General features: G+C 40.6%; 20 protein-coding genes. 18 read left to right on the top strand and 2 right to left on the bottom strand.

The window, feature by feature from the left end; translation table 11 throughout:
* The first annotated feature begins 26 nt into the window (after positions 1-26).
* The 10 genes from ACXJY6_RS00595 (at position 27) to ACXJY6_RS00550 (ending at position 6628) form a co-directional block, all read left to right on the top strand.
* Entirely contained in the window at positions 27-905 is an 879-nt protein-coding gene (locus ACXJY6_RS00595; protein ID WP_456051177.1) for an AEC family transporter, read from the top strand.
* A 370-nt stretch (positions 906-1275) separates the two neighbouring features.
* On the top strand, positions 1276-1503 hold the full coding sequence (locus ACXJY6_RS00590) for a DUF1127 domain-containing protein (RefSeq protein ID WP_456051176.1): 228 nt from the start codon (positions 1276-1278) through the stop codon (positions 1501-1503).
* A 277-nt stretch (positions 1504-1780) separates the two neighbouring features.
* Complete coding sequence (yegD, locus tag ACXJY6_RS00585; protein ID WP_458766791.1) at positions 1781-3133, top strand: molecular chaperone; 1353 nt, start codon at positions 1781-1783, stop codon at positions 3131-3133.
* Between the two features lie 180 nt (positions 3134-3313).
* Complete coding sequence (gene dfrA / locus ACXJY6_RS00580) at positions 3314-3799, top strand: trimethoprim-resistant dihydrofolate reductase DfrA (protein WP_458766789.1); 486 nt, start codon at positions 3314-3316, stop codon at positions 3797-3799.
* Positions 3800-4639, top strand: coding sequence for an HAD family hydrolase (locus ACXJY6_RS00575; protein ID WP_458766787.1), 840 nt, complete (start codon positions 3800-3802; stop codon positions 4637-4639).
* Between the two features lie 10 nt (positions 4640-4649).
* On the top strand, positions 4650-4979 hold the full coding sequence (locus ACXJY6_RS00570; protein WP_456051172.1) for a DMT family transporter: 330 nt from the start codon (positions 4650-4652) through the stop codon (positions 4977-4979).
* Positions 4980-5005: 26 nt separating this feature from the next.
* Positions 5006-5428: a GNAT family N-acetyltransferase gene (locus ACXJY6_RS00565; protein ID WP_456051171.1), complete on the top strand. Its 423-nt coding sequence runs from the start codon at positions 5006-5008 to the stop codon at positions 5426-5428.
* A 177-nt stretch (positions 5429-5605) separates the two neighbouring features.
* Positions 5606-5977 carry a SpoIIAA family protein gene (locus ACXJY6_RS00560; protein ID WP_456051170.1) on the top strand — a complete coding sequence of 124 codons (372 nt, stop codon included), beginning with the start codon at positions 5606-5608 and terminating at the stop codon, positions 5975-5977.
* A gap of 119 nt (positions 5978-6096) precedes the next feature.
* Positions 6097-6408 (top strand): DUF1330 domain-containing protein, encoded by a 312-nt coding sequence (locus ACXJY6_RS00555; RefSeq protein WP_458766784.1) that lies wholly within the window; start codon positions 6097-6099, stop codon positions 6406-6408.
* On the top strand, positions 6401-6628 hold the full coding sequence (locus ACXJY6_RS00550; RefSeq protein WP_458766783.1) for a hypothetical protein: 228 nt from the start codon (positions 6401-6403) through the stop codon (positions 6626-6628). The genes ACXJY6_RS00555 and ACXJY6_RS00550 overlap by 8 nt, the downstream gene beginning before the upstream one ends.
* Before the next feature lie 50 nt (positions 6629-6678).
* Here the strand turns inward: ACXJY6_RS00550 and ACXJY6_RS00545 are convergent, their stop codons facing one another.
* Complete coding sequence (locus ACXJY6_RS00545; protein WP_458766781.1) at positions 6679-7080, bottom strand: YkgJ family cysteine cluster protein; 402 nt, start codon at positions 7078-7080, stop codon at positions 6679-6681.
* Between the two features lie 199 nt (positions 7081-7279).
* On the opposite strand from ACXJY6_RS00545, the gene ACXJY6_RS00540 reads away from it, so the two are divergent.
* The 7 genes from ACXJY6_RS00540 (at position 7280) to ACXJY6_RS00510 (ending at position 11684) form a co-directional block, all read left to right on the top strand.
* On the top strand, positions 7280-8275 hold the full coding sequence (locus tag ACXJY6_RS00540) for a threonine ammonia-lyase (protein WP_456051166.1): 996 nt from the start codon (positions 7280-7282) through the stop codon (positions 8273-8275).
* A gap of 54 nt (positions 8276-8329) precedes the next feature.
* A complete protein-coding gene (locus tag ACXJY6_RS00535; protein ID WP_458766779.1) occupies positions 8330-8812 on the top strand; it encodes a GNAT family N-acetyltransferase in 483 nt (160 codons plus the stop codon).
* Entirely contained in the window at positions 8809-9453 is a 645-nt protein-coding gene (locus ACXJY6_RS00530; RefSeq protein WP_458766778.1) for an HAD family hydrolase, read from the top strand. The genes ACXJY6_RS00535 and ACXJY6_RS00530 overlap by 4 nt, the downstream gene beginning before the upstream one ends.
* An 87-nt stretch (positions 9454-9540) precedes the next feature.
* Positions 9541-10155, top strand: coding sequence for a LysE family translocator (locus ACXJY6_RS00525; RefSeq protein WP_458766776.1), 615 nt, complete (start codon positions 9541-9543; stop codon positions 10153-10155).
* A gap of 38 nt (positions 10156-10193) precedes the next feature.
* Positions 10194-10421, top strand: coding sequence for a hypothetical protein (locus ACXJY6_RS00520; RefSeq protein WP_458766774.1), 228 nt, complete (start codon positions 10194-10196; stop codon positions 10419-10421).
* 187 nt (positions 10422-10608) lie between these two features.
* On the top strand, positions 10609-10920 hold the full coding sequence (locus ACXJY6_RS00515; RefSeq protein WP_456051161.1) for a hypothetical protein: 312 nt from the start codon (positions 10609-10611) through the stop codon (positions 10918-10920).
* 221 nt (positions 10921-11141) lie between these two features.
* A complete protein-coding gene (locus ACXJY6_RS00510) occupies positions 11142-11684 on the top strand; it encodes a YcnI family copper-binding membrane protein (RefSeq protein WP_458766772.1) in 543 nt (180 codons plus the stop codon).
* A 141-nt stretch (positions 11685-11825) separates the two neighbouring features.
* Here ACXJY6_RS00510 and ACXJY6_RS00505 read toward each other — a convergent pair whose 3' ends face one another.
* Positions 11826-12881 (bottom strand): polysaccharide lyase family 7 protein, encoded by a 1056-nt coding sequence (locus ACXJY6_RS00505; protein WP_456051159.1) that lies wholly within the window; start codon positions 12879-12881, stop codon positions 11826-11828.
* A gap of 384 nt (positions 12882-13265) precedes the next feature.
* Between ACXJY6_RS00505 and ACXJY6_RS00500 the strand changes: the two genes are divergently transcribed.
* Complete coding sequence (locus tag ACXJY6_RS00500) at positions 13266-13940, top strand: haloacid dehalogenase type II (protein WP_458766770.1); 675 nt, start codon at positions 13266-13268, stop codon at positions 13938-13940.
* The last annotated feature ends 41 nt before the right edge of the window (positions 13941-13981 follow it).

Here is a 13981-nt window from a genome sequence, read left to right as displayed (position 1 = left end):
AAACCAAATGACCACTAGAGCACGCTATGTTTGAGCTAATTATCGGAATACTCTTCCCAATGTTTGCAGTAACCACTGTCGGTTTTTGCATCGGTCGTTGGATAAAACTGGATTTTGCACCAATCAATCGAATTAATATGGACTTTTTTATTCCAGCACTCGTTTTTTCGTCTGTTGGTACGATGCCACTTGATATCACAAAGATCCCACTTCTTAGTGCTGCGCTACTCGCGATCTTGATCCCTTGCATTGTGATGTTGTTGGTTTGTCGCGTATTCAAGCTCAACTTTAAAGTGTGGGCACCACCTCATATGTTTCGCAACAGCGGCAATTTAGCGATTCCCCTTTTTACCTATGCGTTTGGCGACAAAGCATTGGCATCTGCCGTATTAATTTTTGTTGTGTCTTCGTGTATGCATGTCAGTCTTGGCTTAGCCTTGGTAAGCAACGGAAACCCACTTAAGCAAGTCATTCGAATGCCCATTTTTATTGCGGCGGTTATTGGCCTAGGTTTAAACCTAAGCGAGATCGGGATCTGGAATCCACTGTATGAGGCGAGCGCATTATTAGGGCAGACCGCTGTGCCTATCATGCTCGTTTCTCTTGGAACACAAATGTGTTTTATGCGTCTTAGTGGATTGAAAGTGGGGCTAATCTGTACTCTGCTTTCACTTACAACCGGCGCCATCACATTCAGTATTATCTACCTATTTATTCCCCTACCCGCCATGCACTTACAAATGATGTTGTTATTCTCGATGTTGCCACCTGCGGTTATGAACTATCTCCTCGCTGAACGTTTCAACCTTGAACCAACTAACGTTGCTTCGATGGTCTTATTCAGCAATTTCTTTAGCATTTTCACCTTACCGATATTACTCACCGTAGCTTTCTCGTTGGGGTGATTTTTTCATTAAAAAAATATTGCACAAGTAATAATGTGGCATAAATCAAATACGAGACTTGTCTTAATATGGCGAGTCTCGAAAGAAGATCATTGATAACTCGCAACAAGTCACCTATCAATAAGTCGACCAATCATGTTTTATTCAAGTAATATCAATGATCCAAGCTGATCACAATTTTCTCGCTAACGATTCAGTCACGACTGCCAATCAATCCACTGCCATAAAACCACAAATATTATAATGTTAATAGTTTCTCTTTAGTTAAGTTTTACTTAACTAAATGTCAATTTCTATCGTTTGTTAAATTGGTATATCTGACTAATAATTATGTCTAGAAACATTGGAATTTATAACTTTGGGGGCAACTATGGCACATTCGATCGACCGTTCGTTCACTTTGCAGCATATTGCGCCAACGGAATGGCATAAGAAAATCTATACGGAAATTAAAATGTGGCACCGCGACGCGGTAACAAGAAAACAACTTAAAAACTTACCTGAACATCTCTTTGATGATATTGGAATCAATAGAGAAGAAGCGATGCAAGAAGTAAATCGTTTTCCATTTAGAGACGCTTTATTCTTTTGGGTATAACTCGCTAGACCAAATTAGAACACCAAAACAGATAACGGGAATTGACTTTTTAAATAAGAATACATTCCCGTTGAAATACCTTTTCCCGCTGCACTTCTCTTTTCTAATTTACCTTCATTTCGCTTTACTCTGATAAACTAACGCTCGTTCAATCTCATCAAGTTTCTATCAGCTCAAATACATATAAATATTTTCCGAAAAACGATAGAAAACCGCATCAATTTCAGTTAGATTTCTACCCCTTTTTTGAAGAATATAACAAGTGGGTTGGCGCGATATGTATATTGGATTTGATTACGGAACATCAAACTGCTCCGTCGCAACAATGAAAGACAACACTCCCATATTCTTACCACTCGAGAACGACCAATTCTATATTCCTTCAACTGTGTGCGCACCAACCCGAGCGTCAATATCCGAACATCTTTTCCGTCACCTAGATATCTCACCAATCGGTGAAGTTGGGGAGCGTGTACTTCGTACCGCACTCGCGTTTAATCGTGATGAGGACATAGACCTCGAACCAAACGATATAATGTTTGGAAGAGCGGCACTGGCGGCCTATCTTGATGATCCAAGTAACGTCTATTACGTAAAATCTCCCAAATCTTTTCTAGGCGCATCTGGACTTTTAGATACGCAAATCAGTTTCTTCGAAGACTTGGTTTGTTTAATGATGACGAATATTAAACGTAAAGCCGAGCAGACAACAAATACACAGATTGCCGATACGGTAATCGGACGTCCGATCAACTTCCATGGTCGAGGTGGTGATGTCGCCAACCAACAAGCCGAAACCATTTTATATCAAGCAGCAAAGCGAGCTGGGTTCAATAATATCGAGTTTCAATTTGAACCGGTTGCGGCAGGCTTAGAGTACGAAGCAACGCTAAACTCAAATCAAATTGTTTTAGTCGTCGATATTGGCGGCGGTACTACCGACTGTTCCGTCATCGAAATGGGACCAAGCTTACGAGGAAAGGCTGACCGTTCTCAATCTTTACTTGCGCATTCAGGTCTGCGTGTCGGTGGAAACGATTTAGATATTGCGCTCGCGTTTGATCAACTCATGCAACCTTTTGGAAAAAAAAGCCAGTTTCTAAGTGGGCTTGAAATGCCGTTAACACAGTTTAGAAACCCTATCGCGATCAATAATGTCGCCGCACAGAGTGATTTCTATAGCCGTCAGAATTTAGCGGAATTAACACGCCTACACAAAGATGCACAACACCCTAATAAACTGGCGCGGCTACTAGAGGTATACAATGAAAAGTTGGGCTATCGAATTGTCCGCCGAGCAGAAGAAGCCAAAATCGCGCTCTCAAATCAAGATGCATATCTAACTAAACTAGAACTACTCGAAGAAACATTACAGATTGATATCGAGCATCAGAAAATGGTCGATGCAATTGAGTCTCCAAAAAATAAGATGATTGAATTGGCTAAAGATGCAGTAACACAAGCAAGAGTGACACCGAATACAATTTTCGTCACTGGTGGTTCTTCTCGCTCACCGGTACTGCGTCATGCAATAGAACAAGCATTTCCCAATATTACCATCGTCACTGGAAACCACTATGGCTCGGTTACCGCTGGCCTTGCTCGTTGGGCAGAGATTTGTTTTAAGTAAAATAACTCTGGCAAACGTCACGCTTTATTGCATCGAATAATGAGTGACGTTTGTATTTTAATCCTCTCTTCATTTGACCTAGTCACCCAATTCATACAGTATGATTAGTGCCTTATAACGCATTGTTTATCTTAGTATTGAAATGCTGTTTCTCTTTCCTCTTACCTTCAATGGGATCACATGAAGTTATCATTAATCGCTGCAGTTTCTGAAAATGGCGTCATTGGATCTGGGTTAGATATCCCTTGGTCTGTCAAAGGGGAACAATCACTATTTAAAGCCATGACGTTTAACAAATGGTTAATTGTTGGACGAAAAACGTTTGAATCGATGGGAAAGCTTCCAAATCGAAAATACGCGGTGATTACACGCTCTCCAATTGTTTCTACTGATGAAGGTGTTCAATATTTCTCTTCAATCGACGATGCATTAATGGCTCTGGCGCACGTCACTGACCATGTCTTTGTTTCGGGTGGTGGAGAAATCTATCAAGCTCTGATCCATCAAGCGACAACGTTACACCTTTCGACAATTCATAAACACATTGATGGCGACGTGTATTTTCCCGAGATTCCAAACGATTATCACAAGGTATTTGAGCAGAGTTTTAACTCAAATCTTGATTATACCTACCATATTTGGCAAAAGAGCAAGGGGGGAATATAGATGAACTCAAATGACATTCTATACATCTCTGATCTTGATGGGACCTTACTAAACGATGATCAGACTGTGTCACACAACACTCAATCGTATCTAGCGACAGCGATCCAAGAAGGCGTAAATTTTACTTATGCAACAGCAAGATCGATTACCTCTAGTCAGTTCGTTCTCGACAGCCTTAACATAAGGCTTCCTGTGATTTTATATAATGGCGCGCAAATATATTGTCCAATTCGAAAAACTTATATCCACAGTGCGTATATGGAAGCAACAGCATTCACATCCCATTTAAATCAATTTCTAACCGATGGTTTAGATCCCGTTATTCATTGTTTGGATAAAGAGGATAACCTCAGAGTTTATTTTCGATCCGCAGCCAATAAAAGTACCGCAACTTGGATCAATTCAAGACTCAAAAATGGCGACAACAGATTCCGCATTACCGAAGATTTCTCCGAAATAGACCAAACCAAAGTCATTGAACTAATGGTGGTAGCACCGCAAGAAATGCTCATTCGATATCAAGACTCCTTAACCAATGAGCCAAGTGTCTCGTCCGTTCTTTCGGAAGATATTTACTGCAAAGGTTTCTATTGGTTAGAGTTAAGCCATCGAAATGCCAATAAAGGTTATGCTGTTAAAAAGCTAGGAGAACATTTAGGTATAAACAAAGTTGTCACGTTCGGGGACAATCATAATGATATCCCTATGTTTGAACATTCATATCGCTCTCTTGCGATGAGCAATGCGCAACCATCCGTTCGAGAAGTCGCTAGTGATGTGATTGGTTGTAATAATGACGATGCGGTTATTCGTTATATTGAAGGACAAAGAACGAAATAAAGAGGTGAATATGGGATTTTGGTATTTAGTCATTGCCATTTGTGCCGAAGTCGTCGGTACGTTAGCGCTAAAGGCCTCGAATGGCTTTACTCACGCTATCTCTGGTACTATTTGTGTTCTAAGTTACGCCATTACCTTTTACTTTTTCTCACTGGTGCTAAAAACGGTGCCTATCGGTATTGCTTACGCGATATGGGCGGGAATGGGCATTGTGCTTATTGCATCCATCGGTGCGGTGATTTATCGTCAAGTTCCGGATATTCCGGCTATATTAGGAATGGTACTCATTGTCTCTGGCGTCATCGTTATCAACGTTTTTTCCAAAACAAATGTGCATTAATACCTATCGAGAGCAAAAATAGAATCATGGTTGAGATAAAAACAGTTCCTTATGACGAAGAACATAAACACAGTATTCAGTCTATTCGGCAACATGTATTTTGTGTAGAACAAGGGATCGACCGCGAACTCGAATTTGATGGATTAGATAGTACTGCCATACATGTAATCGCATCGGTAAATGGTCAAACTGTTGCAACGGGACGAATGTTAAGCGATGGTCATATTGGTCGAATCGCTGTATTGAGTGAATATAGACGTTTAGGCATTGGCTCAAATATCGTTCTTTCATTAATTGATGAAGCTACCAATAACGGCTATTCAAGTGTTTATCTCGGTTCGCAAAAACATGCAATTGATTTTTACGTTGAGTTAGGTTTCACGCCAGTTGGAGAACCATTTATGGAAGCAGGACTCGAACATTTATCGATGGAAAAATCTCTCACTTAACTCACCATTTCCCCAATGGTTACCATTTTTGCGAGACAGGTAGATTAATCCAGCCGCTCCTTGGAGGATAATAGAGCTGTGCAGAAATATTCATGGCTAGCACTTCAATCGAGTTTTTCCTCAACGATGTTTAAGTGAAGTGTTAACTTATTAAGTGACTCATCCTAAGGAGTGCCTATGTTTACTGTAACCCAAATAGATACTAATCGGTTAGATATTGAGTTGAGTGGCAAATTAGATGCAGAGCAAATGAAAACGGCATTGGACGAACTTGTCACCAAATCAGAACATATCGAAAACGGAACCATGATGTACGATGTAATCGATTTTCATTTTCCATCACTTGGAGCAATAGGAATCGAATTATCACGCCTTCCATCCATGTTCAAACTGATCAACAAATTTGATCGTGCGGCAGTATTAACGGATACACCATGGATAAAAAAAGCCAGTGAATTAGAAGGTGCGCTATTTCCTGGACTCGAAATAAAAGCCTTTAATCGAGCTCAAAAACTGCAAGCAGAAGCGTGGTTATTGGGTGAAATTTAATGACAGCTCTCACCGCTAAGATTACGCGTTGATGACAGTGCGGTGAGAGTCATTTCAGAATAGAACATCACGCTACTATTAAGTAAGACTCGCGATAATACAACCCACTAGGAGTAAATATGACTTTTGAACGAATTATGGGCTTGGAAGTCATTAATGATGAAGTTTACCAACAGTATCGAGAAAACATGATCCCAATCTTACACTCATTTGGTGGTCGTTTTGGTTTCGATTTTAAGGTGAGTGAAGTATTAAAGTCGAAAACTGACACCAAGATAAATCGAGTATTTACCATCGAGTTTCCCAATAAAGAAGCTATGACGATGTTTTTCTCGGATCCTCAGTACCTAGTGGTAAAACAGCAATATTTTGATCAATCGGTACGTTCAAGCACAATAATATCGATGCACGAGAAAGCTCCGAATGAATAATCAGCCTTTCTCTGTAAGTCGCATGAATACCGACTTTGGGGTATTTCGAATATCTGGGAGTTGGTGCAGTAATACTCAGAATATTGATAGCATAGTTATGACATCCATCGAAATAATGGGGACAGATGGGTGGGTGCTATTGGTCACCGCGAGTGAGCAGAATGTTCAATTAATCCATCGTTTACAACCATTATTATTGCGACATTTACAATCCAAGTAGGCTAATTGAGCGCTTAAACAGTCATAAAGTTGGTTCATACAAACCCACCATTACGACGCGCTAGGCGGTCGACTATCTCGCATCAAAATATCGAGAGTAATTTGAGCTCTTTTTGGATTGTCTAAATCAATACTTTCTATCATTTCGCATTCATCTCGCACCATTTCATCGATTAAACTTGGGTAATGGCGGCAATCTTCTGGTCTATCTAAATAAATACTGCACGTGTATTTGTTTGGCTCATCAGGAGAGCGTTTCGGAGCGATGTCTAAAAATGGGCACTGCTTCAGTTGTTCTCCTGTTTTAGGGTCAAACCATATTTTTTTGTCTTTGACGAACTCGAAAATATCAGGGTTAAATAACTCCCAGAGATCAATTTCTTCTTGGGTTGCGGCTAAATCTCCATCACCATATTTAATACAGCATTTGCCACATTGATTGCAATTCTTCATAGTTCGCTGAGTCAATAAATGAATATTCACTCATAGTAACACTAATGTCGTTTAACCCTTTACAAACTCGGTTATAACATGAACCTTCCCGTACGCTAATCCTTCAATTGACTAACTTACCGAGTTGGATCAATATGAAATCGACTTAATAGTAGTACAGTGAATTATCTTATTGAGAATTATAAAGAGCAACCTGCCAATGGACGATTTTAAATCCTACCCAATTTCGCTATACGAAATTTACAAAGCAAGAAAAATAGTCTCACAGCATTTAAACCCATCATCTTTGGTTCACTATGAAAGCTTATCTAAATTGCTTGGTTTTGAGGTGTACGTTAAACACGAGAACCAAAACTTAACGGGCAGTTTTAAAGTTCGAGGTGGTCTAAATATAATGGCTCATATTAAGCAGGCGGAGATCAAAGGTGTCGTCACGTTTTCAACGGGAAATCATGGTTTGTCTGTTGCTACCTCAGCAAAACTATTTGGTATCCCTGCCATAGTAGTCGTTCCCAAAGGTTCAAATCCGGTAAAAATTAACCTGATCAAAGAAGCAGGAGCAGAAGTGGTTGAAGCGGGTGAAAACTTCGACGAATCCGCATTAGTGGTATCGGAGATCAGCCAATCAAAAGGTTATTACTACGTCCATCCTGCCAACGAGCCGCATATTGTTAACGGCGTGGGCACGGAATTTCTCGAAGTTATGGATCAACTACCCGATGTCGATGCCATCATTTTACCGCTTGGTGGTGGCAGCGAAGTAGCCTCCGCAGTAACAGTATTGAAAACGATCAATCCCGACATCGACATTTATGCCGTTCAAGCAGAGCAATCAAGCGCCGCCTGTTGCTCGTGGAAACAAGGTGAAATCCTAGAACGCTCAAATACTACCTTTGCAGGAGGATTTGCGACTGGCACCGCCTATCAAGCCACGTTTGATATCTACAAAGATTCTCTTAGCGATTTTATACTGCTTTCGGAAAACGAAATCTTACAAGGCATCGCATTAGCAGCTCATCATACGAGAAATCTTGTTGAAGGTGCAGGTAGCTCAACGATTATGGCGGCATGGAAACTTAGAGAAAAATTAGCTGGGAAAAAGGTCTTGCTTCAATTTAGTGGTTCAAACGCATCCCCAGAAGAGCTAAAGAATGCGTATGAACTCTCTGCGTTCCAAGATGGAAAAATCAGGTAGTATTCACAAAAAGATTCAGGCAAGTAACGAGCAAGAAAAGGAATATTAGACATTGTGGACATAATAAAATCGGATCAGTCAAACAAACACGTGATTGAAAATATGATGCAACTCTATCTTCATGACCTCTCGCCATACACGCAAGATAACCCTGACCAACACGGCCTTTTTTCATTGGGTAAATACTTTGGTTTATACTGGGAAGATAATGATCGATTCCCTTACATCCTGATTCATCAGGAAAAACCCGTCGGATTTGCGCTGGTACGCCGCATTGAGAATGATGTCTACTCGATTGCTGAGTTTTTTGTATTGCGTTCAGCCCGTAAACAAGGCTTTGCTACTCTGTTCTCTCACCACCTATTTGGCCTACACATTGGTGTTTGGCAAGTTGCAGAATTGGAACAAAACCTTGTATCGCAAACGTTCTGGCGCAAAACCATTTCCTCATTCACAAAGGGGCAGTTCGAAGAAAGCTGGTCACCTTCTCAACCTGTAGGCCCTATGCAAACCTTTCGATCCGAAGAAAAAGCGTGATTACCCATTTATTGTTTGACCACGATGGTGTCCTAGTCGAAACCGAACAATGGTATTTTGAAGCCACAACCCAAGCACTGGCAAAACTCGGTATTACCATGACGTTCGATGACTACAAGCAACACTTGGTTGATGGCACGTCGAACTGGGCCGAAGCCGTGAAACTCGGTATATCACCAAGCGAAATCCAAGCCGTTCGAGCGTGGCGAGATCAACGTTACCAGTTTTACTTACAACACGAAGATATCGATATTTCAGGCGTCTCCGATGTATTACAATACCTCAGCCAACACTTTAAAATGGCCGTAGTCACCACTTCCAAACGCATCGATTTCGAACTCATTCACCGCGAGAGAAGCTTGCTCAATACTATGTCTTTCGTGTTATGCCGAGAAGACTACCACAAGGCGAAACCTCACGCTGAACCGTACCAAACAGGACTCGCTCGATTTGGTGTCACGCCCGCGAATACCTTAGTCATTGAAGATTCAAAGCGTGGACTTGCCGCTGCAGAAGCTGCCGGAATTAAAACCATTAAGGTACACAATGAATTTGTCGCGCATCAACACGCCTTTTCTGATTACTCAATCCCATCGGTACAAGCGTTGCCAGATTTGTTAAATCGTATCAATAAAGGATGAGCATAAGGAAATCGAAACAAGACTTGATTCATCTTTAATCACTCCCCATATCTGTTAGATAAGGAAAACAGCGGTAAGGATTACTGAATGGATTACGTATTCGCGGTGATATTATTCGCCGTGTCATCATCGGTCACTCCGGGACCAAACAACATCATGGTTATGACATCTGGCGTTAACTTTGGTGTTAGAAAAAGTATGCCCCTACTTACCGGTATCTGCGTCGGCTTTACGATTATGCTGCTTTTAGTCGGATTCGGATTTTCAACGCTGTTTGACCTGTTCCCTCAGTTACACTTTATTATTAAATGCGTCGGCGTCTTATATTTATTATACCTCGCCTACCTTATTGCTCGTTCTGCAGAAGACATTGATTCTGACAACCAGAGCGAACCATTTTCATTTATGAAAGGGGTACTATTTCAATGGGTTAATGCCAAAGCTTGGGTAGTCGCAACGGGTGCGATCGCTGCTTTCACCACTGTCGGTACGAGCTTTTACAGTCAAAATATTATAATAGCGACAACTTTTTTTATTGCCTCATTTCCGTGTGTAGGGTTGTGGCTCGCCTTCGGTGCCTTACTTAAAAATGTTCTAAACGATCCAAAACGTCGCAAGTGGTTTAACCTTTCGATGTCAGGGCTACTCGTACTCTCAGTGGTCCCCGTCGTGTTCGAAATTATAAAGCATATTGATTATTAACAATTCGTCTCAAAACCGGTAGAACAGGAGTCAGACTCATGCTTACAGACATCGTTGGAGAACTTTTTCTTGGCTTAGCCAAATTTATTATTAGAATCTTTAGCGAAGTGGTGATTGAAATATTCATTAAAGGCTTAGGGTATTTGGCGTGTAAGCCATTCAAGAAAAATGCGACCATTACTGATAATACTATTGTACTTGTTGGCTTCGCACTGTGGATTGGTATTATAGGTGTTACCTACCTCATTATTACAAACTGGACATGATGGGATTCAGTATATAGGCAGCGCATTGGCAGTCTCAACATTAGTGAAAAATTGATTGGTGTAAGCCACGAGACACAAGCAAAATATATAGAAATAACATCGTAAATTGAGTCGCTTGGCATAACCCGGTACATTGGAAAATCAACATTGCAAGACATTACGAAGAGCCCAAAACAAGGAGCAAGATTTGGATTACAGCAAGTTAGACACCGATAATTTTTCAGATTGGCAGCAAGTATTAGATGAAACGAAAAAGTCATTATCCTATCAACAATGCTTTAAACTCAAAGCCTACGTTGGAAAATACCAAACCTATTGTGTTGAGAAAAATCCAGATGACGGCGTACCAGAAGAAGTAAAAGAAGCGTTACAAAGATTGAATAAACAGATCCATCACCTTAAAACGTCGCAGAAAAAATCATTTGCCGAATCTTACATGATTCCCATCGTCGCTATTGTTATTGGCGGCATTGTTGGTTTTTGGTTAACACAGTCGTGAGCATAAACAGTATATTTAGATTTGATACTGAATAAGATCAAGTCACTGTTTTGCACCCAGTACGCTTTAGTGAAATAAGATATAAGACATTGTTTAATAATTAAAAGTATTATTGACTTAACGTTCAAAGTTCGAGAACATTAATTTACTTGGAGATTATCCAAGATCACAATAATTTAATTAATGTCAGTTCTTTTAAGAAAATAACGGTTAGGAAAACAATGAAACGTATAATCAACACCGCCTTACTACTCTCTTTCACTGCGTCTTATTCATCTATTGTCAATGCTCATGCCACCCTCGAGGTTCAACAAGCACAAGCCAACTCTACGTATAAAGCAGTAATGCGCATCGGTCATGGCTGTGATGGAAGTGCTACCAACGTCGTTCGTATTCAGATTCCAGATGGCGTCATTAAGGTAAAGCCTAAACCTATTGCTGGGTGGGACATTTCTCTTAAAGAGAAAGAATACAAGAAGGCCTACGAGTATTATGGTTCTAAAGTCACCACAGGGGTATCGGAGATTGTCTGGAGTGGTGGCCATCTGCCAGATAACTATTATGAGGAGTTCATTTTTCGAGCTCGTATTACCGATGACTTTAAACCTGGAGAAGCCGTTTACTTTCCAACAATACAAGAATGTGAAGTTGGAGAAAGCCTCTGGACTACCATTCCTGAGGAAGGCCAAAACGCACATGATATAGAAAGTCCAGCACCTGGACTGACGATCATCAGCAATATAGAGGGTGGACATCACCATTAAACTCAGCCGATGACATACAACAAATAGAGAATATGCAACGTCACTAGAACCGAATTTGATTCTCTTTACCATTGTTCATTTCATAAAAAAAGACGCTCAGAGAGCGTCTTTTCTATTTCATCGAAAAAGTAATTCTAATAGTTACATTTCAGGTGCAGTTGCTGGCCCTAAAGTAAGCTTCGAGAACGTTACACTGTTGTAGTCGTTCGTTAGCTTGTCTTTAGTAAAGTCGCCAGTACCTTCACACGCTGGTGACCACATGCTGTCACTATCGCTTGCACTACATTGACCGTATGCGCCAGCTTTGAAGTAGAACGTTTCCTGTTCGTAAGCACGTGCGAAATCTTTCTCATCAACTTTGCCGAATGCGTCAACATTCTTCGTTAGGTCGATTTGGAATTTCTTGGTACCGAACTTTTCAGTGCTGAACGTTAAGTACATAGTGTTTTGGTAAACGTTAACGCTATAACTAAACTCTTCACCAAGTTTTAGACCGTTTTCTTTAGGATCTGCAGCATTGTCCCAACCATTACCCCAAACTGGGTAGGAGATGTCAGTGCGATCTGGGTGTTTCTTCGCTAGGTTACGCTCATAGTTAAAGAATACAGAACCCGCTTCGTGACCTGGGCGAATTTTATAGAAGATTTTTAGTGGCTCATTACCGTGACCAAAGCCATTTTCAGAGGCGATGATTTTTTTATCTTTACCGGCGTGAATCTGCCCAACAACCACCGAGAAAGCAGGTACTTTGTCTGGATACTTAGCATTTTGAGAAGTGTGGTTCACTTTCAATGTTGCTTCTAATTTTCCGCCGATAGAGCCAAATGACTCAGCGTTTTCATGCGCTGCAAGTACCCAGTTGTTTTTAGGATCTTTGGTTCCAATACTGGTATCAGCACCACGAAGCATTTGACGCAGTTCAGATCGAGCATTCTTTGAGTTCTTTGTCGTAACCGCTTTATTTTGTACTTGGAATACAAGGTGCTTGTTTTCGTCCAAGTAGAAGAAATCTGGGTGAGAGTACGTCAAGATCTCTGGACTTTGGATTTCATCAACCTTCCCGTTTTTATCTTCATCCATTGGAAGAGTAATTTTCCAGTAGGTCATATCAAACACATCCGCAGGTACTGCTGCTTCAGCCATAACATTGGCTGAAACACTGACTAGTGCAGCTAGGCAGAGAGATTTCTTAAACATTATCAATCCTTAATTAAATAATTACACAAAAATAGAAACGTAGTGAGCACAAGAAACTTTTTTAACAACAAAAGCTAGGTAAAGAAGGTCTACTCACAAAGTGGGTCAATTATATTTATATTATTATATGATGCTAATACAAAATAAAAAAATGAGATCCATGAGTACATTCTGGAAGATTTAGTCGCTAAAATAGAGATGTTGGTAATGTTTTTAGTTGAAATTGCCTTTTAATTGAACAACTTAATCACTAAAAATCATATGTAATAGAGTGAATATTCTAATAATAAAGCGGTCGTAAAAAGGCTATACCTGATTCATATTTATTTTCCGAATCGTGTATCATGAGGATAAGTTACCTAATAAATGCACTAGGAGCGGAATGTGAAGCAAACCACTATTTTGTTTGATATCAATGAAACTGTTTTAAACCTCGCGTCACTGAGACCAAAATTTAACGCGGCTTTTGGTGATGAACATTACACCGATACTTGGTTCGCGATGCTGCTGCACACCTCGACGGTATCGATGATAACGGATGTTAAAACTGACTTTGCCATGCTCGCCAAGATTTCATTACAAACCTTAGCGGCGAAACTAAATATTCAACTCACACCCGAGACAATCGCTGATATTTTAGGCGGATTTTCCAGCCTCATTGCGCATCAAGACATAAAGCCCGCCCTTTCTAAATTGCGCAATGCGGGATTTAAAGTCGTTGCCTTGTCTAATTCATCGACCAGCTTAATCACAAAACAAATCCACAATGCAACGCTAAGCGAATACTTCGATGACATTATCTCGGTAGAACAAGCTGGAACATTCAAACCTAGCCATGAAGCATATCAATTTGCCGCCCAAACGCTTGCCCAGGATGTTGGGCAACTTCGATTGGTTGCGACCCATGATTGGGATACACACGGGGCAATGTGCGCTGGCTTAAAGGCGGCGTACATTAATCGCTCCGGTGCTTTATATAATCCTTTGTACCACCAACCAGAGATCTATGAATCAACCATGCAAGCCGTTGTAGATAAGATCATCTCGATAGATAAATAACAGAAAACTCGTTCACAAATACACTGGCTTAAGTCTTTCGT

Source organism: Vibrio phycocola (assembly GCF_054404255.1).
This window is presented reverse-complemented; position numbering and strand designations above follow the sequence as displayed.